Below are 18,278 nucleotides of genomic sequence, written 5' to 3' on the forward strand. Positions count from 1 at the left end.
GCCGCCTTGCTGACCCTCGCGGTTTATCTGCTGTCTATCGCGGCTGTTGCCGGCCTGATCCTGGTGCTTTGGCATTTGCGCGCGACCGAGACCGCGTCCCGGCCGCCGCTGATTGTCGGCATTGCACATGGCATCGTCGGCGCAGCCGGACTGGCGGCCCTGCTGCTGGCGCTGCGAGGGCCACCGCGCGACGTTGCCATGGGTGCCGGATCGTTCGGCACCACAGCGGCCTGGCTGCTCGCCGCGGCCGTCGCCACGGGCGTTGCGCTGCTGGTGCTGCGCCGGAAGGGGCCGGCGGTGATGATGACGATCCATGCCGGGGTCGCCTTCACCGGCTACGTGCTGTTCCTGGCATGGAGCGCCCTGGGGTGACGCTCCCTGGGACGAGGCGCCCACGCCTTTGTCCGTCATGGTATGCGAAGGCACACCATGACGTTCCGGGGCCTCTGTAGTGGCTTAGGCCGTTATGCCGGCTCAGACACGCCGATCCGTTCGCCATGGATACAGCCGTAGCCGCCGCGAGAATGACTACCCCACCGCCACCGAATAGATGTCCTTCACGCCGGACGGCAGCGGCAAGGCCTGCCATGTCGCCCCACCATCCTCGGTGCCGTGGATCTCCCCATCGTACCGGGCGCCGATGTACACCTGGTCCGGGTCCGTCTGATGCAGCGCCACCGACATGATGGTGCCGTGCACCTGCACCTTGTCGAAACGTTTCCATGTCCTCCCCTTGTCGGTGCTGCGGTAGACCCCGCCGTCCTTGCTGGCGGCCGCGACGCTCAGCGCCGTATACAGCGTGTTGCCATCCGCCGGAGACACCTTGATGTCCCGGCCGTAGGTGGTGGGAGAGAACCGCCCGACCTCCATGTCCTGCCAGGTGCCACCCTGGTCGGCAGTCTGGAACAGCCCCATCCGCACCGCGACGATGACCTTGTCCGGATCACTCGGGTTGATGGCGATGGCGTGGCCGTCCAGCATGCCCTCGTTGAAGGTGTCGCTGACGATCTTGCTTTTTAGATGCGGCAACTGCGCCAGCCGGATCAGGTCAGCGCTGCAATCGCGCCAGCTTTCGCCGCCATCGGTCGAGCGCATCACCCCGTTCACTTCCAGCGCGGCGTAAATCGTCGCCGGCTGCGACGGCTGCTGCGCCAGCCGCATCACCCGGCAGGCGAACGGCATCACTGCCCGGTCCGGCATCCCAGGGTCAGGCAGCGCCCGCCAAGTTTCCCCCATATCATCACTACGATACATCGAGATCGGCGAGCCGCCGGCATAGATCAGCCTGGGATTTCCGGCATCCACCAGAAACGACCAGATCTGCATGCCCTTGTCTGGAAAGTCGGTGCGCTGGAACGTCTTGCCGCGGTCGGTGCTGCGGTAGACGCCATCGGCGGTGCCGGCGAACACCACGTTCGCATTGGTCGGATGCACGTTCACCGTGTAGGCCTCGTGCTCCGCCAGCACATGCTCCCACTGCCTGGTCTCCGCCGGCCGTCGGAACACCCCCACTTTTCCCGTCTGATCCGCTCGGCCGGCATAACCCGCGACGCCGGCATAGACGTTGGACTTGCTTGCCATCATCCCACTCCCATTGATACGTCTTCGTTAAACACGCTACGCCTGTTTTGGCGTTCTGGCCAACCCGCCGGGCCTGGGTTAGCGTGAAGCGCACAGCAATTGGGGAGAGCATGCATGCCCAACGTGTCAGCGGAACGACTGACCGACATCGCCGAGGCGCTGCTGATCGCTGCCGGCGCGTCGGAGCAGGAGGCGAGCGTAATTGCCCGCTACAACATCGGCGCCAATCTGGTCGGGCATGACAGCCACGGCATCATTCTGATCCCGACCTATATTGACCGGGTCAAGGCCGGCCACATCGTGCCGCAGGCGCCCTGGGTCATCACCCAGGAAACCGCGACCACCACGGTGATCGACGGCAACTGGGGTTTTGGCTACGCCGTCACCGACCGGGCGATGCGCTACACCATCGACAAGGCGAAGACCCAGAACGTCGCCGCCGCCACGGTATTCCGCCAGAGCCACATCGGCCGCCTCGCCAGTTATCCCTTGATCGCCGCCGGCGAAGGGATGATCGCGATGATCACCGCCGACTCCGGGCGTGGCCCCAAGCACGTCGCGCCCTACGGCGGCGCCAAGGCGCGCCTGGGCACCAATCCGCTGTGTTTCGCCATCCCGTCCAACCTGGAAGGACCGCTGGTGTTCGATATGGCGACCTCCGCCGCCGCCGCCGGCAAGATCAACGTCGCCACCGCCCGCGGCGATCAGGTGCCGGCCGGCTGGCTGATCGATGCCGAGGGCAGGCCTTCCACCGATCCGCGCGTGTTGCGGTCCGGCGGTGCCCTGCTGCCGGTGGGCGGCACCGAGGGCTACAAGGGCACCGGCCTAGCCGCGATCGTCGAGATCCTGTCCGGGCTGCTGACCGGCCTGGGTTTCGGTGTCGAACCGACCGGTCGGCACAACGACGGCTGCTTCATCGCAGTGTTCAACGTCGCCGCCTTCCGCGCCCTGGACACCTTCAGGCGGGAGGTGACCGAGTTCGCCGAGTACCTGAAGGCGACACCCCCGGCGCAAGGCTTCACCGAGGTCTTCTACCCTGGCGAAATCGAGTTCCGCAAGGAACAGGACCGCCGCAAGAACGGCGTGCCGATCGAGGACTCCACCTGGGAAAAACTGCGGGATCTGGCGCAGGGCTACGGCCTTTCCGAGAAACTAGGCTTCTGAATGGCGCCCTTCATCGGGCAGTCAACCCGGCGTCTTGAAGACCATCGATTTCTCACCGGGCGCGGCCTGTTTGTCGATGATGTCAACGATTCCGGCCAGGTCTGGGCGCATGTCGTGCGGTCGCCGCACGCCCACGCGCTGATCGACCGGATCGATACGGCATCGGCGCGCGTGGCGCCCAGCGTGCTGGGTATCTACACGCATGATGACATCGCTGATCTCGGTCATCTGCCCTGTGCGACCCAGGTGGCGACTGTCGCGCCGATGATCGTGCCGCCGCGGCCGGCTTTGGCGAATCGCCGCACGCGCCACGTCGGCGATCCGGTCGCCTTTGTCGTGGCCGAAACGAAACTCGCGGCCCGCGACGCGGCGGAGCAGGTGGTGGTGGACTACACGCCGTTGCCCTGCATCGTGGACGCGTCCGCGGCACTTCAACCCGACGCGCCGCCGTTATGGGACACCGGCAACCTGTCATTCCAGTTCCAGCGCGGCGATCAGGCGGCGGTGCAAGCGGCCTTCGCCGGCGCCGCCCATGTGGCCGAGATTACGGTCGTCAACAACCGCCTGGTGATCGCGCCGATGGAGACCAGGGGAGCGATCGGGCGCTGGGCAGACGGCTGCTACGACCTGTTCGTCTCCGCCGCCAGCGTCAACGCGATCCGCGACCAGTTGGCTGACGCGGTCTTTCGCTGCCCACGTGACCAGATTCGTGTCTCCGCGCCGGATGTCGGCGGTGGGTTCGGCATCAAGAACTGCCTGTATCCCGAATGGGTGCTGCTGCTGTGGTCCGCCCGCCACCTGGGGCGCCCGGTGAAATGGATCGAGGATCGCGGCGAGGATTTCCTCACCGCCGCGCAGGGCCGCGACAACGTCTCATGCGTGCGTCTGGCGCTGGATGCCGACGGCACCTTCCTGGCGCTGGATGTCAGCACCATCGCCGGCCTGGGTGCCTACATGTCGGGCGGCGGTCCGGGCAGTTCGACCAACGCGCCGGCGGCGGCGATGGGCGGCGGCTACGTGATCCCGGCGATCTTCATGGATGTCCACGCCGCTTTCACCAACACGGCGCCAATCGATGCCTATCGTGGCGCCGGCAAGCCGGAGGCGAACTATCTCATTGAACGCCTGATCGATCACGCTGCCCGCCAATGCGGTTTCGATCCGATCACCTTGCGCCGCCGCAACCTGATCGCGTCGTTTCCCTACCGGAAGGCACTCGGTACCCTGGTCGACTGCGGCCGTTTCGCTGGCAACATCGATGACGTGGTGGCACTGGCCGACCATGCCGGTTTCCCGGCCCGCCGGGCGGCCAGTGAACGCCAGGGCCGGCTGCGCGGCCTCGGCGTCGCCTGCTTCCTGGAAACCGCGCGCGGTGCGCCGAACGAAGGCGCCGAGATCCGCTTCCTTGACAACGATAAGATGGCCCTGCTGATCGGCACCCAGAGCAACGGCCAAGGCCACGAGACAGCCTATCCGCAGATCGCCGCCGACCTGTTCGGGCTACCGCTGGAGACGTTTCATTACATTCAAGCGGACACAACGGAAATTCCGGAAGGCAACGGACATGGCGGTGCCCGCTCCATGCACATGGGTGGCGCGGCGCTGTTCACCGCCGCGCGGCAGGTAATCGAGAAAGGCAAGGTCGTCGCCGCTAGGCTGTTGCAGGCCGCACCGGATCAGGTGACCTTCGCCGATGGCGCTTTCACCGCCGGCACCCGCTCAGTCGATTTGCTGACCGTCGCGCGCGATACGTCGCTCGACACCTACGTCTGGAACCTGCTCGACATCATCACCATCCCCAACGGCTGCCATGTCGCGGAAGTCGAGATTGATCCGGAAACGGGATCTCTGACCCTGGACCGCTACACGGCGGTGGATGATTACGGCAACCTGATCAACCCGCTGCTGACGGTGGGCCAGGTGCAGGGTGGTCTTGCCCAGGGCATCGGTCAGGCGCTGCACGAACGCACGGTCTACGATCCAGACTCCGGCCAGATGCTCAGCGGTTCGTTCATGGACTACCAGATTCCCCGCGCCATCGACCTGCCGGACCTGGACGTCACCCTGACCGGCGTGCCGACGGCGGCGAACCCGTTGGGGGTGAAGGGCGCCGGCCAGGCGGGAGCGATCGCCGCGCCGCAGACCATTATCAGCGCTGTGCTCGATGCCCTGGCACCACTTGCCGTCAGCCATATCGACATGCCCGCCACGCCGGAGCGCATCTGGCGGGCGATCCAATCCGCGGGAAAACCATGACCCAACCACCACGCATTGCCGCCGAGGCCTATCTGGAAGCGCTCGCCGCGCACGGGATCGCTCACCTGTTCGTCAATCCCGGCACCGATTTCCCGCCGATCGTGGAAGCCTTCGCCCGCGCCGCCGGCACCAACCGGCCGGTGCCCCGACCAATGGTCGTGCCGCACGAAAACGCCGCCGTCGCCATGGCGCATGGCTACACCCTGGTCACCGGTCAGCCACAGGCGGTGATGCTGCACACCAACGTCGGCACGGCCAACGCCATCAACATGCTGATCAACGCCAGCCGAGACCGCGTGCCGATGCTGCTGACCTCCGGCCGCACGCCCTTCACCGAACACGGCGCCGATGGGTCGCGCAGCGCGCATATCCAGTGGGCGCAAGAGATGTTCGATCAGGCGGGCATGCTGCGTGAGCTGGTTAAGTGGGACTACGAGATGAAGCGCGGCGACCAGGCAGCCGCCACCGTCGATCGCGCGCTGGAGATCGCCTCGGCCTCACCGCAAGGCCCGGTGTACCTCAGTCTGCCGCGCGAAGTGCTGGGCGAGGTGCTGGCGGCGCCGGCTGAAAGCAACCACGGCCGCCGAGCGGTCCCCCGCGCGCCGGAGCCGCACGCCGGCGACATCGAGACCCTGGCCGACTGGATCGCGGCGGCGAGGAATCCGCTGATCGTGACGGGGATGCTGGGCAAGGACCCGCGCGACAGTATCGTGCTGGCGCGCCTGGCCGAGCGTTACGCGCTGCCCGTCATCCCCTACCAGACCCGCTACTTTGCCCTATCGGCGGACCATCCGATGTTCCAGGGTTCCGTGCCCGGTGCCTTGCTGACAGACGCCGACTTGGTGATTGTGTTCGAAGCCGATGTTCCATGGCTACCATCCAAGGAGTCGCCGCCGGCTGACGCGCGTGTCGTGCAGATCGGCGAGGACCCGCTGCACATGCGCCTGCCGATGCGCGGCTTTTCGTCCGACCTGACGCTGACCGCCACCTGTCTGTCAGTGCTGGAAGCCCTGGAGGCTGCGCTCGCCGATCGTGCCATGCCTCATGTCGCTGCCCGGGATGCGCATCTGCGCGACCGGTCCCGCCGGTTGCATAATGCCTGGCAGCAGGAAGCAGAACGCGCTGGACAGGCGGAGACCATCAGCCTGCCATGGCTCAATCACTGCCTGCGCGCGGTGATCGATGCGGACACGAAGGTGATCAGCGAGTATTCGTTCCGGCAGGAGTACTGCCCGCTGCACACGCCCGGCAGCCTGTTCGCCCTGTCCTCCGCCGGCGGCCTCGGCTGGGGTTTCCCCGCCTCGCTAGGCGTCAAGCTGGCCTCGCCGAGAGGCTTGGTGGTTTCGGTGCTGGGTGATGGTGCGTACATGTTTGCCAATCCGACGGCCTGTCACTACACATCGCAGATGCAGAACCTTCCCGTGCTGACGATTATCTATAACAACGCCCTGTATGGCGCGGTGCGGCGGGCAACGCTGGACATGTACGGCAACGGCCTGGCGGCGCAGGCGGACGGGCGCCTGCTGGCCAACTTGCCGGCTCCGTCTTTCGAAAAGATCGTTGCGGCGCATGATGGATACGGCGAAAAGGTTGAACGGCCGAACGATCTGCCGGCCGCGCTGCAACGCGCCGCCGCCGCCGTTCGCTCCGGCCGGCAGGCCTTGCTGAACGTCGTCTGCGACAGCCCGGCATGAGTGCCACGATCTACGAAGCCCCGCGTGCGGAAGCCAAACCAGGCGAAACGATCATCACCAGCACCTGCGGCCACAACTGCGGCGGCCGCTGCGTCGTCAACGCGCATGTCGCGGAGGGACGCATCGTTCATATCTCCACCGACGCCCGCCGCTGGAAGCCTGACCATCCGCCGCTGCCGGCCTGCGCCCGCGGCGTCGGCCAGATCGAGCGCACCTATCACCCCGACCGGCTCCGACACCCAATGCGCCGCACTGGCCCGCGCGGTTCCGGTCAGTTCGAGCGGATCGCCTGGAACGAGGCGCTGGATATCGTCGCGCGCGAGATGCTGCGGGTTCGCGAAACGTATGGCAATGCGGCGATCCTCGATGCCTCCCGCACCGGCAGCCAGTCCATGCTGCATGGCCGGGTGGCGGCGCAGCGCTTCCTGTACATGTTCGGCGGCTGTACCGACCTCTGGTCCAACATGTCGGCGGAGGCCGAGGTGTTCGCGGTCCGCACCACCTACGGCGTTAACGACTACAAGTCGGCGGGCCGGGAGCCGACGGATTTCGTCAACTCCAAACTGATCCTGATGTGGGGCTGGAGCCCTGGCGACGGCACGTTTGGCACCGGCACGATGCAGTATCTGAAACATGCGAAGCGGCACGGCACCCGTATCGTCTGCGTCGATCCGCGCGTGACCATGACCAGCCGGCAACTGGCGGATGAGCACGTCTTCATCCGCCCCTCCACCGACGCCGCGGCGCTGATCGCCATGGCCTATGTGATCGTGTCCGAGAACCTGCACGACCAAGCCTATTGCGATCGTTACGTATTCGGCTTTGATGAGGGCGAGGTGCCGGCGGGTGCCTCCTACAGATCCTACCTGCTGGGGCTGCGCGACGGGCAGCCGAAGACGCCCGATTGGGCGGCGGCGATCACCGGCATACCGGCCGAAACGATCCGCCGCTTGGCGATCGAGTTCGCTTCGACCAAACCGGCGGCGATCCAGGCGGGCTACGCCGCTGGCCGAACGGTGTATGGGGAGCAGTTTCACCGCGCCGCCTATGCCTTGGCGGCGATTACCGGCAATGTCGGCATCCGCGGCGGCAGTTCCGGCGTCAGCAACGGCGCAACCGGACGCTCGGGGATCAAGAGCCTGCCAACCGGCAAGAACCCGATCGATGCGAAGGTGGCGTCGCCGCTGCTGGCGGATCTGCTGGCGCGCGGCAAGGCAGGCGGCTATCCGGCTGACATCCGCATGATCTATTCCTCAGGCGGCGACCTGTTCAACCAGTGCCCGAACATCGGCAAGATGGCGGCATCGCTGGACAAGGTGGAGCTCTTCGTCGCGCAGGACCACTTCCTGACGCCGACCGCGCGCCTGGCCGACATCGTGCTGCCGGCGACGACCTTCTGGGAGCGCAACGACGTCCACACGCCATGGGCCGGCGCCGGGCACTACGCGATCTACATGCGCCAGGCGATCGAGCCGATGCATGAATGCCGCAACGACATCGACATCTTCAGCGAATTGGCGCGCCGCGTCGGCATCAACGGCTACAACGACAGGACCGAGACCGAGTGGCTGAGGCACCTCACTGCCGGTGCAGTAGATGATTTCGACGCCTTCGCGCGACAGGGTGTGGCCCGGTTCGCCGCGCCCACCGATGCGGTGGCCTTCGCCGCCCAAATCCGCGATCCGCAACAGCACAGGTTCGGCACGCCATCGGGCCGGATAGAGATCTACTCGCCTTCTCTGGCGGCCAATCCCGATCCATACGGGCTCGGCGTCATTCCGCCGATCCCGACCTGGATCGCGCCGCCCGACGACACGCGGCGGTTTCCATTGAGCCTGTGCACGCCGAAGTCTCGTGCGCGGACCCACAGCATTCACGGCAACCAGCCTGGTCTGGCGCGGGTTGATCCGGATACGGTCTGGATGCACCCGGACGACGCCGTCGCCCGCGGGATCTTGGATAGGCAGCCCGTGCGGGTGTTCAACGACATCGGCGCGACGGTGCTGCCGGCGCAGGTCACCAGCCGGATCGCACGTGGAGTGGTGTCGATCAAGGAAGGCGCCTGGTTTACGCCCGGCACCGATGGCGTCGATACACGAGGCTGCGCCAATGTCCTGACGATGGACCGCGCCGCACCCTGCGGTGCGACAACCTACAATACCAACCAGGTGCAGATCGAGGCGGCTTGATCTGGCCATAACGTGCCGTTGGGAAGCCACCGCATTTTCTCATCTTCAGCCTCCCTGTAAGGCCATGACGCCGCACCGCACGCGGGGCTGTTAACGCCAGAGCCGAAGGCGCCAGACCACTGATACCGACGCACTACCTATGGTACACTGCTTGAACCATTCGGCAGGCATGCATGAGTCTGTTTTCCACCATCAACCCGCTGTTCTCGCTATCCGGCTTCTTCGTGGGCCTTCTGGTCGGGCAAACCGGGATGGGCGGCGGCTCGCTCATGACACCGATCCTGGTGCTGCTTTTTGGAATACATCCAGCCACCGCGGTGGGCACGGACCTGCTGTATGCCTCTGTGACGAAAACCGCTGGCACCCTGGTGCATGGTTTAAACCATACGGTCGACTGGCAAATTACCGGCCATCTCGCCCTCGGCAGCGTTCCGGCCACGCTGGCAACGTTGGCGGTGATCTCGCACTACGACTTCACCGGCCCCACCAGCGGGCAGATCATCTCCCTAGTCCTCGGCACCATGTTGCTGCTCACGGCGCTGTCGTTGATCTTCCGTCAGCGTTTTCTTACACTTCTGCGGCCAGCTCTCGCCAGAATGCCACCGCAACGAGCCGCGCATCTCACCATCGCGACCGGCGCACTGATGGGCGTGCTGGTCACACTCTCCTCGGTCGGAGCAGGCGCGCTTGGCATGACCTCGCTGCTGATGCTGTATCCAGAGGTACCGATGGCGGTCATCGTCGGCTCCGATATCGCCCATGCGGTGCCGCTGACGCTGGTCGCCGGGATCGGGCACTGGTGGCTGGGCACGGTGAACTGGCCGCTGCTGTTCTCCTTGTTGACCGGCTCCATCCCCGGCATCATTCTTGGCAGCTATCTGGCGGCACATGTTCCGGACTATGTGCTGCGGCCGATCCTAGCGGTGACGCTCTGCGTCGTCGGCGGGCGTATGCTGTTTTAGGAGGTTGGTGGGTCGCCTGAGCACGCAGCAAAGTCGGCCGGAGGTCATCTAGCTCCGCGGCCGGGACACCCAGCCATAAGCCGCACCCGCCGCCATTAGCACCGATGTCCCTAGGAACACCGCGCGCATGCCGAAATGCCCGCCGATGAAGCCGCCCGCCAGCGGTCCCACCACCTGCCCGACATATTGCGATGATGTTGAATAGCCCAGGATGCCGCCGGCGCTCCGTTCCGGCACGTTGTGGCGGATCACCGTGGCGACGCAGGGCAGCAGCCCGCCGAGGGACAATCCCATCAGGAAGCGCAGCCCGACAAGCTGCCACCCGGCGGTGACGAAAGCCTGCGGGATCAGCAGCCCGGCAGAGACCAGCAGGCAGCCGACGATGATCCTCCAGTGCCCCACCCGGTCGGCCAACTTGCCCAAACGGGATGCCGACAGGATGCTGCCAAGCGCCGCCGCCGACATCACCAGGCCGGCGACAAGGGTCACTTTCGTTGCATCCGGAACGATCTGCGCGACATAGACCGTGATGATCGGCTCGATCGACATGTTCGCCAGCATCAGCAGCATGCCGGTGACCAGCATGGCGACGATCGGCCGCTTGTCCGGGATGTCGGTCCAGCCGCCACGTCGCGCGGCCTTGTTCCGGCGCGGCGGCCGAGCCTCCTCGTGGATCAAGAAGGTGGTGGCGAGGAAGGCGACGAAGATGATGGCTCCAGCGGCCAGAAAGGTCCGCCTTATGCCGATCAGCGGCGGCAGTACGCCGCCGATCAATGGGCCGGCTAGGTTGCCCGCCATGACGCCTGACGCCAGCATGCCAAGCGCCCAGCCGGTCCGTTCCCGTGGCGTCTGCGTCGCCACCAGGATCGTCGATCCCGACGAATATCCGCCTAGCAGCCCCGCCAGCAGCCGCAACCCAACAAGCTGATAGACATTCTGCGACAGGCCGATCAGCGACATGGCAACTGCCATGCCCAGGCTCGCCCGGATCAGCATCAGCTTGCGCCCGTAAAGATCGGCCAGTCGGCCCCACAGCGGCGCGAACAGGGCGGCGCTGAAGAACGTCGCCCCATAGGCCACCCCCGACCACTGCACGATCGCCGCATGGTCGTGGACGCCGAGTTCCTCGACATAAAGCGGCAGGAACGGCAGCAGCAACGTCATGGCAACAATGGTGGTGAACGACCCGAACACGCAGACCAGCAGGTTTCGCTGCCAGTACGCGGTGTTCCCGGCCTCGGTGTCGGCCATTATCCGGCTGCGGCGCAAGGGGAGCGGCTCTCCGCTAACGCTTCAAGGGCCGGGATCACCTTGTCGCGGAACAAGGTCAGGCTGCCGACGGTCTGCTCGTAGGACATCGAGCCGAGGCGGAACTGGATAATCAACCCGCCGACGCCGGTGTTCATCAGCGGCGCCAGCTTTGCCGCCACCGTCGCCGGCGAGCCATATACCAGCCCATTCTCCACCGAGGCATGCGATGGTGGGGGCGCGTCGGCCGGCGGCATCGGCAGGATCGACCGGCCTTGCTCCTGATACACCCGGTTGCGCATCTCCGCCCGCCGCTCGAGCTGGTTGGTGAAGGCGGGGACGGCGATGCGTTGCGCTTCGGCATCGGTTTCCGCGACACAGACATTGCGCCAGATCCAGCATTCTTCGCACCGTGCGGCGACCGCTGCCTCATTCAGGCCAATGTCGCGCAGGGTCTGGCGGTACAACTGCATCCGCTGCGCGGTGACGGTGTTGTTCTGCACGTTCATCATGAACGGCTTGCCGCGGCGGGCGATGTCGAGCATGCCGTGCTCGGTCGCGGCGGCGCGGATCACGTAGGGATGCGGCCGGGTGTAGACAGCGGGCCGCAGGCCGGGCAGCTTCAGGTCGAAGAACTCGCCGTGGTGCTCCAGCGGTTCGCCCTTCCAGGCCTCGAACATGATCGCCTCGGCTTCCTCGAACCGCGCCTGGGCTTCCGTATGGTCGATGCCGAAGCCCTGGTAGTCGTAGATGTTGTAGGCGGTGCCGCGGCCCAGCCCGACGATCAGCCGTCCCTTGCTGATGTGGTCGATCAGGGCCACCTGCTCGGCCAGGCGGATCGGGTGGTGCAGCGCCATCTGCGCCACCGCGAAACCGATCCGCGCGCGCGTCGTGGCGGTGGCCAGCGCAGCGGCGAAGCTGACCGGATCGACATACGCGACTATGCCGTCGAAATGGTGCTCCGCCAGCCAGATCGTGTCATAGCCCAGCGCGTCGGTCAGCCGAGCTTCCTGCAGGGTCTCGTCGATGATGCGCCCGTCGTCGGCGGGCGAGGCGCTGTCGGGGAACAAAAAGTTGGAGAATTTCATCCGGCGGTTTTCCTGCTGCGCTGCAATACCGCAGCATCCGACGGCGCGGCTTTGCAGGCAATGCCCCTTCTGGTACGACCGGCGGAACTGCCGATGGAGCACCACACCATGAGCTACGAGCCGAAGCGGGCGGACTTCGCCATTCCGGTCCGGATCAACCTGTATTCCGACACCCAGACCCGACCCTCCCGCGGCATGAAGCAGGCGATGCTGGACGCCGAGACGGGCGACGAGCAGGGTGGTTCGGATCCTACTGTATGGGCGCTGTGCGACCAGGCGGCGGCGCTGCTAGGCAAGCAGGCGGCGATGTTCCTGCCGTCCGGCACGATGTGCAACCAAGTGGCAATCGCCACGCACTGCCGGCCGGGTGACGAGATCCTGGCGCACGAGGACGCCCACATCCAGTCCAGCGAGGCCGGTGGACCGGGCGCCATCACCGGTGTGATGATCCGCGGCCTTGCCGGCGATCGCGGCATCTTCAGCGCCGACACGCTGCGCGAGGCGATCCGCCCGGTCTCCCGCTATTCACCGCCGCAAACATTGGTGGAGGTGGAGCAGACCGCCAACAAGGGCGGCGGCGCCTGCTGGCCGGTGGCGGGATTGCGGTCGGTGGCGGACGTCGCCCACGAACATGGCATGCGGGTTCACATGGACGGCGCCAGGCTGCTGAACGCGGCGGTGGCGCTGGGGGTCGCGGCCAGCGACCTGGCGGCGGACTGCGACACCGTCTGGCTGGATTTCACCAAGGGGCTCGGCGCACCTCTGGGCGCGGTGCTGGCGGGGTCGAGCGACTTCATCGGCCAGGCGTGGCGGTGGAAGCAACGCCTGGGCGGCTCGCTGCGCCAGGGCGGCATGAACGCGGGCGCCTGTATCTACGCACTGCAACACAACATCGACCGGCTGGCGGCGGACCACATCAACGCCGCCGCCCTTGCGCGGGGGATGGCGCAGATACCGGGTATCACGGTGGAAACGCCGGAAACCAACCTGGTGTTCTTCGACACCAGCGGCACCGGCCTGACCGCGCCTGCGTTCGCCGATCGGCTGCGCCCGCTGGGCGTGACGGTATCGGTGTCCGGCACGTTCCGTGGACGCGCCTGCACACATCTGGATGTTGGTCCTGCGCAGCTCGAGGAAGCTGTGGCGATCATGCGGCAGGTTGTCGAACGCGATCCTGATCAGCGCTAACACCTCGGCACAGGGAATTTTGGCGGGTCGCAAGGGCGGTCTTCCTGGCTTTCTCAAGCCGAGACCGTCTGGTGTCAGTAAGGATCAGTCTGCTTCGGAAAGACTGATGTGGTAAAGAAGGCCATTCGGGGTGGTGCAGAAACCAAATGATTCCGCACCAGACGGGCCAGCAACGAGCCCGATCGGAAAGGGAGGTCATACGGTAAGTCGGCGGAACCGGCGGCGGTGCGCAGGACGCGGTAGTTAGGTAGAGCGATCATGACCGAGAAGCAGGCAAGGCCAGCGTTAAAGGTCGATACGTTCGGCCATCCCGGCACGCGTCATTACGTTGGCTTGGCTAGCCCGGCGCATTCCACCAAGACAGTTGATGAAAGAAAATCCGACACAGCGTCCCGCCCTTTTGTCGCGAAGGCCCTGTTTACAAAGGTCCTCGTCACAGACACTATTATTGACTGCACGCCTCAAGCCGGTTCGTCCCACATATTACTAGAGCCAACCCTAAGCCAACCGTCTTTCAATACCACATTGGGGGTCATCCGCCTTTTCATGAACACAGCCGGCGAGCTATCAATGGCGGAGATGGCGCTACATGCGACCACATTGCAGGAGGCGCGAGACACCTTTTGCGCGGCACTTTATCCCGCCCTCGATTTCCTGTCGTTTAGACACGATGTCCCCGTCTTCGTTAGCACAATGCGCGTCGATGACGTGCAGAATGCCATAATGCATCTGGTGTACCTTGCCCCTTATGAGCAGAAGAAACTAAACATCGCCAAGTACTTGTATAGGCCGGAGATAAAGGCAGTATATGCTCTCTATCGGGAGGCAAAGACTAGTTCGAGCAGTCCCTATAAATTGCTTAACTACTTCAAAATCCTTGAAGGACTGCTTGGTCATGAAAGAGCTAAGATACGACAGGAAGCCCGCGAAAAGAGAGTTTAGTTAACTGAGCGACCTGATGTCGTGCCGCATCATGACGACTATCCCCTCGAGGCCAAAGCATATATTGGCAGGTCAATCACGAAATTTCGGGATGATGTGCTTGAAAAAAAGTATCGAGATGCCGTTGCCCACTTTGGTTTGTCGCGAAGCAGTTTATTCCCTCTCGACCTCAGTATTCCGTTTGAGGTATGGCGGCTCGAAGATATGGTGCTGCCCGCTGAGTTATGCGCCAGAGTGGTGATTGAGACACATCTCATTTGGGCTGAGCAGTTGAAGTAGGGGTTTGAACAGGCGGCTTCGCAGGCTAATGGCCGCATAATGGGCTTTATGGTAAAAACCGCTGCTCAAAGCGCCGAAGGGGCAAAAACAAGTGGCTGCGTGTCGTATGTCGCTTAGCCGTTTCCGACCATGCGTCACCTCACCCGCCTAGTTTTCTGCCTCGCCGGCGTCTTGCTATTGGTTACGGCACCAGCCGCCGCCGTTACCGTGTGGACATGCATGGAGGATACGCCGGCAGGCGACCTGCTTCCGGGACACGCCAGCCTGTTCAAGCTGACGATTTCGGCGGGGAGGATAACCCAAACCGACGACCCCTTCTCCCGTGCCCTCGGCGGCCCTGCGGAACAGTGGACGGTAATCAGTGACACCCTAATTGGTATTGTCGCTGTGGAGGGCGTGGCAAGGGTTCTTCCGAACCAGCAGCATGCCCTGGGCGCAAGCGTTGTTCTGCTTGATTACGCCAGCAAACGATATGTAATAAACGCCTTCGATATTGATAAGCAATCCGTGCCTTCTCACGGAAGCTGCTTGAAAAACTGAAATGCCTTGTGGCTAAGCGCCACTCAGAACGTCGAGGCATGAAAACAAGTGGCGGCAGGCAATTTATCCCACATAACGCAATAAAGATACAGGGAGCATATGCACCGCTGAAGCCTCATTACCGCCATTGCGATATTTTCCGTTATTGAGGATGCGGCGGGTTAGCGATGGCTGGGCAACCGTAAGCAAGGTTATCCACACGGCGCTGGAGGGCAAAAAACCTGCTGCGGCAGCGTCAATCCATATGCAACATAGTAAACTACCCCCAATTTTCGAGTTTCCACACAGCCTGTTCCACCGGCCCGACACAGAAGAAAAGCACGTGCTGCAGCCTCTGATGTGACCGCCTATAGGATTATGTCAGCGCCTATGCAACCGCCCCATCGGCAAACCCCGTGCTGGCAAGGCCGCTCTTGCCTTAACCCCACCGATTGGCAATGCTCGGCCTCAACAACCCAGCCAAACATCGCCGGGACAAAATACATCAGGGGGAACGCCGTGGAAGAAATCGAGATCAGAACAATGAGGAAGGTGGTCAAGCACCTTATCCCGCTCGCCATCATCTGTTACTTTGTCAACTATCTCGACCGGGTGAACCTGAGCTTCGCCGCGCTCGAGATGAACAAGGACCTTGGCTTTTCCGCCACCGTCTACGGCTTCGGCGCCGGCGTCTTCTTCATCGCCTACTTCCTGCTGGAAACGCCGTCCAACCTTCTGCTGGTCAAGCTCGGCGCGAGGCGCTGGATCGCCCGCATCATGTTCACCTGGGGACTGCTGTCCGGCTGCATGGCCCTCGTCCAGGGTGAGACCAGTTTCTACGTCGTCCGCTTTCTGCTGGGCGCCGCCGAGGCCGGCTTCTTTCCCGGCATGCTGTTCTACTTGTCGCTGTTCTTTCCCGCCGCCTACCGCGGCCGCATGGTCAGCACCTTCATGGTCGCGACCGCGTTCTCCGCGGTGTTCGGCGCCCCGGTCTCCAGCCTGATCCTTGCGATGAACGGTTTCGCCGGCCTCAAGGGCTGGCAGTGGGTGTTCCTGACGGAAGCCGTCCCCGCGCTGATCCTATCGGTCGTCATCCTGCTCGTGCTCAAGGATAGCCCGGCCGAGACAACCTGGCTTGATGATGACGAGCGCGCGTGGTTGGTGGCCCGTCAAGCCGCCGAACGCCGCCAGAGGGAGGCTGTGCACGACCTGTCGGTCCTACAGGTCCTGACCAACCCCCGTGTCGTGGCATTCGGTCTCGGCGGCTTCGGCATCGCCTATTCAACCTACGGCATCGTCTACTTTCTGCCGCAGATCGTGAAGCAATTTGGCTTGACCAATCTGCAGACCGGCTTCGTCAGCGCAATCCCCTTCCTGGTCGCCGCCATCGGCATGATCTGGTACGGCCGCCGGTCCGATCGCCTGATGGAGCGGCGAAGCCATTGCGCCATCGCCTTCATGATATGCGCGATCGGTCTGGTGGCGACCGCGCTGCTGCCGTCGCCGCCGCTGCGCCTGCTGGCCCTGTGCGTCGCGGCATTCGGTGCCTGGTCAACGCTGCCCGTGTTCTGGTCGATGCCCACGGCGTTCCTGTCCGGCGCTGCGGCCGCGGCCGGTGTGGCCTATATCAACTCGATCGCCAACATCGCCGGCTTCGGCGGCCCGTTCATCATGGGCTGGATCAAGGATGCGACCGGCAGCTTCGACGGCGGCCTTCTGGTGATCGCCTGCGTGAGCATCGGTTCGGCGGTCGCCATTCTGTGCATCTCGCACGATGGCGAACTTGAACGAGCCCCTGAAATGGCAGCCCGACCACAGGGGGCGACGGTTGATGCGAACTGAACAGGCATTGCGCCCGTGCCCGGACGATAGGATCATGCCGCGGATAAAATAAGATCGGGGAGGAAACCATGAACGACTTCATTCGGCGCCGTGATGTGCTCGCCGGTGGCTTGGCCGCCGCGGGGCTTTCGCGTGCGGCCCGCGCTCAGTCCAGGCCCATCCGCATTGGCGTGCTGACCGACATGACCGGGGCCTATGCCGCCAATACCGGTGCCGGTTCGGTCCTGGGGGCGCAAATGGCGATCGAGGACTTTGTCCGCGTCCACCCGGAGCTGAAGGTCGAACTGGTTTCCGCCGATCTGCTGCTGAAGCCGGATGTCGCGGTCGGCATCGCCGGCAACTGGTTCGACAACCAGGGGGTCGACCTGCTGACCGACGTGCCGTTGTCTTCGGCCGCCTATGCGATCGGCGAGATGGCGAAGGCCAAGGACAAGGTGGCGATCTTCACCGGTGCCGCGTCAGCCGAGATCACCGGCGGACATTGCGGTCCCAATCTCTTGCATTGGTCGTACGACACCTGGTCGATGCCGCATGCGGTGGTCGATGCAACGATCAGGCAAGGCGGCGATACCTGGTTCTTCATCACCGCCGACTACGCCTTCGGTCACGCATTGGAAAGCGACGCGGCCGGCTTCGTCACCGCAGCCAAGGCCCGTGTCGTTGGCGAGGCGATGGCGCCGTTTCCCGGCACGACGGACTTTTCATCCTACCTGATACAGGCGCGGGCGAGCGGGGCGAAGGTCATTGGCTTCGCCAATGGCGGCAGCGACACGGTAAACTGCATCAAGCAGTCGGCCGAGTTCGGCATCCAGCAGGGCGGCCAGAAAATTGCCGGTCTACTGTTCCTGATCCACGATGTGCACGGCGTCGGCTTGGCATCGGCGCAAGGCGTGCTGCTGACCGAGCCGTTCTATTGGAACCTGAATGCCGGCACCCGCGCATTCGGTCAGCGCTTTGCCGCACGGATGAACGGCAGTGTCCCTGGATCGGTCCACGCCGGACAGTATGCCGCCGTGATCCACTACCTGAAGGCCGTCATCGCAATCGGGCCGGAGAAGGCCAAAGCCAGCGGACGCGCCGTGGTGGAGCAGATGCAAGCGACGCCGACCGATGATCCTTTGTTCGGCAGGGGTGCCGTGCGCAAGGATGGCCGCGTGATCCACAACATGTATCTGTTCGAAGTGAAGTCACCAACGCAATCGAAGGAGCCATGGGACTACTATACACTGAAGCAAACGGTCCCGGCAGCCGAGGCCTTTCGTCCAATTGATCATGGTGGCTGCCGGATGACCCAGACGTAGCGGGCCCGCGCCGCCAATCCGCCCA

14 protein-coding genes are annotated in these 18,278 nt (G+C 64.2%); 11 read left to right on the forward strand and 3 right to left on the reverse strand.

Features of this window, described 5'->3' with window-relative positions; translation table 11 throughout:
* Positions 1 to 6 precede the first annotated feature (6 nt).
* The gene (locus tag ACQY4S_RS19180) at positions 7 to 372 is read left to right on the forward strand and encodes a hypothetical protein (protein ID WP_428486813.1); all 366 of its coding nucleotides are present in this window, start codon (positions 7 to 9) and stop codon (positions 370 to 372) included.
* A 156-nt stretch (positions 373 to 528) separates the two neighbouring features.
* On the opposite strand, the gene ACQY4S_RS19185 is transcribed toward ACQY4S_RS19180, so the two are convergent.
* Positions 529 to 1,584, reverse strand: a complete 1,056-nt coding sequence (locus ACQY4S_RS19185) for a WD40/YVTN/BNR-like repeat-containing protein (RefSeq protein WP_428486814.1) — start codon at positions 1,582 to 1,584, stop codon at positions 529 to 531.
* A 111-nt stretch (positions 1,585 to 1,695) separates the two neighbouring features.
* Between ACQY4S_RS19185 and ACQY4S_RS19190 the strand changes: the two genes are divergently transcribed.
* The 5 genes from ACQY4S_RS19190 to ACQY4S_RS19210 all read left to right on the forward strand — a co-directional run bounded on the left by ACQY4S_RS19190 (position 1,696) and on the right by ACQY4S_RS19210 (position 9,846).
* Complete coding sequence (locus ACQY4S_RS19190; protein WP_428486815.1) at positions 1,696 to 2,745, forward strand: Ldh family oxidoreductase; 1,050 nt, start codon at positions 1,696 to 1,698, stop codon at positions 2,743 to 2,745.
* Positions 2,746 to 5,001 carry a xanthine dehydrogenase family protein molybdopterin-binding subunit gene (locus tag ACQY4S_RS19195; RefSeq protein ID WP_428486816.1) on the forward strand — a complete coding sequence of 752 codons (2,256 nt, stop codon included), beginning with the start codon at positions 2,746 to 2,748 and terminating at the stop codon, positions 4,999 to 5,001.
* Entirely contained in the window at positions 4,998 to 6,695 is a 1,698-nt protein-coding gene (locus ACQY4S_RS19200; protein WP_428486817.1) for a thiamine pyrophosphate-requiring protein, read from the forward strand. Before ACQY4S_RS19195 ends, ACQY4S_RS19200 begins: the two co-directional genes overlap by 4 nt.
* A complete protein-coding gene (locus ACQY4S_RS19205; protein ID WP_428486818.1) occupies positions 6,692 to 8,884 on the forward strand; it encodes a molybdopterin-containing oxidoreductase family protein in 2,193 nt (730 codons plus the stop codon). The genes ACQY4S_RS19200 and ACQY4S_RS19205 overlap by 4 nt, the downstream gene beginning before the upstream one ends.
* A 173-nt stretch (positions 8,885 to 9,057) precedes the next feature.
* A complete protein-coding gene (locus ACQY4S_RS19210) occupies positions 9,058 to 9,846 on the forward strand; it encodes a sulfite exporter TauE/SafE family protein (protein WP_428486819.1) in 789 nt (262 codons plus the stop codon).
* Positions 9,847 to 9,894: 48 nt separating this feature from the next.
* Here ACQY4S_RS19210 and ACQY4S_RS19215 read toward each other — a convergent pair whose 3' ends face one another.
* Both ACQY4S_RS19215 and ACQY4S_RS19220 read right to left on the reverse strand, forming a co-directional pair.
* A complete protein-coding gene (locus tag ACQY4S_RS19215) occupies positions 9,895 to 11,097 on the reverse strand; it encodes a multidrug efflux MFS transporter (protein WP_428486820.1) in 1,203 nt (400 codons plus the stop codon).
* On the reverse strand, positions 11,097 to 12,182 hold the full coding sequence (locus tag ACQY4S_RS19220) for an LLM class flavin-dependent oxidoreductase (RefSeq protein ID WP_428486821.1): 1,086 nt from the start codon (positions 12,180 to 12,182) through the stop codon (positions 11,097 to 11,099). Before ACQY4S_RS19220 ends, ACQY4S_RS19215 begins: the two co-directional genes overlap by 1 nt.
* Before the next feature lie 60 nt (positions 12,183 to 12,242).
* On the opposite strand from ACQY4S_RS19220, the gene ACQY4S_RS19225 reads away from it, so the two are divergent.
* The 5 genes from ACQY4S_RS19225 to ACQY4S_RS19245 all read left to right on the forward strand — a co-directional run bounded on the left by ACQY4S_RS19225 (position 12,243) and on the right by ACQY4S_RS19245 (position 18,253).
* Positions 12,243 to 13,370, forward strand: a complete 1,128-nt coding sequence (locus ACQY4S_RS19225) for a threonine aldolase family protein (RefSeq protein ID WP_428486822.1) — start codon at positions 12,243 to 12,245, stop codon at positions 13,368 to 13,370.
* Positions 13,371 to 13,628: 258 nt separating this feature from the next.
* Positions 13,629 to 14,312 (forward strand): methylamine utilization protein MauJ, encoded by a 684-nt coding sequence (mauJ, locus tag ACQY4S_RS19230; protein WP_428486823.1) that lies wholly within the window; start codon positions 13,629 to 13,631, stop codon positions 14,310 to 14,312.
* 498 nt (positions 14,313 to 14,810) lie between these two features.
* Positions 14,811 to 15,131: a hypothetical protein gene (locus tag ACQY4S_RS19235; protein WP_428486824.1), complete on the forward strand. Its 321-nt coding sequence runs from the start codon at positions 14,811 to 14,813 to the stop codon at positions 15,129 to 15,131.
* Between the two features lie 522 nt (positions 15,132 to 15,653).
* Positions 15,654 to 16,952, forward strand: coding sequence for an MFS transporter (locus tag ACQY4S_RS19240; protein ID WP_428486825.1), 1,299 nt, complete (start codon positions 15,654 to 15,656; stop codon positions 16,950 to 16,952).
* 68 nt (positions 16,953 to 17,020) lie between these two features.
* A complete protein-coding gene (locus ACQY4S_RS19245; protein ID WP_428486826.1) occupies positions 17,021 to 18,253 on the forward strand; it encodes an ABC transporter substrate-binding protein in 1,233 nt (410 codons plus the stop codon).
* Positions 18,254 to 18,278 lie beyond the last annotated feature (25 nt).

Source organism: Rhodopila sp., assembly GCF_965276935.1.
Taxonomy (GTDB): Bacteria; Pseudomonadota; Alphaproteobacteria; order Acetobacterales; family Acetobacteraceae; genus Rhodopila.